The organism is Mycobacterium sp. THU-M104 (assembly GCF_049197365.1).
GTDB lineage: Bacteria > Actinomycetota > Actinomycetes > Mycobacteriales > Mycobacteriaceae > Mycobacterium.
Genome location: NZ_JBMIOP010000164.1, coordinates 1 through 2,134, shown reverse-complemented (window position 1 = coordinate 2,134; position 2,134 = coordinate 1). Strand labels below are relative to the sequence as shown.

At 70.1% G+C, this 2,134-nt stretch carries 1 protein-coding gene; it reads right to left on the bottom strand.

Annotated features, from left to right (window positions below; all coding sequences use genetic code 11):
* On the bottom strand, window positions 1-2,134 hold a 2,134-nt coding region (locus ACOJVU_RS13480), incomplete at both ends, for a condensation domain-containing protein (protein WP_421530229.1).

Genomic DNA, 2,134 nt, shown 5'->3' with positions numbered 1-2,134 from the left:
ACCCCGTAAGTCAGACCGTCGGGCATGGCCCGTAGCTGCTCTTTGGCGTCCTTGACCACCGCCCCGAGCGCCGCCTCACCGGCGCTCACCTGCGCCCAGTCCAGCGTGCCGACCGGCCCGTCAACGCTCAACGCCACCGGGTATTTCGTGGTGAACCACCCCACGGTGCGGGACAGGTCGACGTCTGCGGCGAGGTCTTCCTGACGTCCGTGCCCCTCCACGTCGATCCCGACCGGCCCACCGGTGCCCGCGAACTCGGCAACCGCCAGGGCGAAGGCGATCAACAGGATCTCGTGTATCCCGGCATGAAACGCGGCCGGCACCTCCCCGAGCAGCATGCGGGTGGTCTCGGCGTCCAGCTCCACCGACAGGTTCCCCGCGGTGGCAAACGTATCCACCTCGGGTCGGACCGCCGGAAGCGCCGCAGGTGTCGCGGCGATCTGCCGCCACACCTGAGAGTGCTCCACCACTTCCGGGCGGCATGCGTGCTCGGCCAGCAGCGACGCCCACCGCGCAAACGACGTCCCGCCCGCCGGCAACACCACCTGCTGGCCGGCGCAAAGCTGGGCCCACGCGAGGTTGAGGTCCGCCAACAGGATCCGCCACGACACCCCGTCGACGGCCAGATGGTGCACGATCAGCACCAACCGACCCGTGGCGGGCACCCACAGCGCGCTCAGCATCACCCCGCCCGCCGGGTCCAACCGCGACCGCGCCTCGATCACCGCCGCATCGGACAAGACGTCCACGGTCTGCAGGCAATCGCGGGCATCGACCGACCCGGGCTCGGGCACCGTCAACGACCAGGTGCCGGCGTCCTCGTCGACACGCAGCCGCAGCATGGCGTGCCGGTCCAGCAGGGCCTGCAACAGGGTCACGACATCGGCCTCGCCGGCTCCGGCGGGAGCCTGCACGAGCACCGTCTGGTTGAACTGGTCGACCGGGCCGTGGAAGCCCTGCAGCCAGCACATGATCGGGGTGGCCACGACCGGACCCACGCCCTCGTCGATCACATGGGCGTCGTCGTCGGTCACTCCGGCCACCCGGGCCAGCCGGGCCACGGTCTGTTCGACGAAGATGTCGCGCGGCCGAATCACCACACCGGCCACCCGCGCCCGCGCCACCACCTGCATCGACAGGATGCTGTCGCCCCCCAGCTCGAAGAACGACTCGTCGACCCCGACCTGCTCCAGCCCCAGCACCTGGGCGTAGATGCCGGCCAGGATCTCCTCCACCGCGTCGGACGGCGCGCGGTAGCGATCGACATCCTGATACTCCGGTGCCGGCAATGCGCGGGTGTCGAGTTTGCCGTTCACCGTCAGCGGCAGCGCATCGATGACCACGACCGACGACGGCACCATGTACGAGGGCAACCGCTCGGCCAGGGCGGCGCGCGCCGAAGCCGGGTCCGCGGTGCCGGTCACATACCCCACCAGGCGCTTGTCCCCGGGACGGTCCTCGCGGGCGATCACCACCGCCTGGCCGACACCATCCAGCGCGGCCAACGCCGCCTGCACCTCACCCAGCTCGATGCGGTACCCGCGGATCTTAACCTGCTCATCAGCGCGCCCCACATACCGCAGCTCACCGTCTGCACCCCACCACACCAGATCCCCGGTGCGATACATCCGCGCCCCCGGCTCCCCGAACGGACACGCCACAAACCGCGTCGCACTCAGACCGGCGCGGCCCACATACCCCGCGGCCACCCCCGCCCCGGCCACATACAACTCCCCCACCACACCGACCGGTATTTGCCGCAGATACCTATCCAGTACGAAGAAGCCGAGATGGGCCAGCGGCACCCCGATCGGACTCGCCGTGCTCTCCACGTCGGCAGCCAGGATCTCCCGGAACGAGGCGTGCACCGTCGTCTCGGTGATCCCGTACATGTTGATCAGCCGCGGCAAGCCCGGGTGATTCTGCCGCCAGGACCGCAGCCGTTGGGGTTCCAGCGCCTCGCCGCCGAACACCACGGCCTCGAGTGTGAGCTGCGGACCCCGCTCGGGCACCAACGCATCGGCGGCCTGCAGCGCGTAAAAGGCCGACGGGGTCTGGCTCAACATGGTGACCCGCTCCGCGGCCAGCACCGCGTGCAGATCCTCCGGCGAGCGCACCACCGCGTCGGGCACCA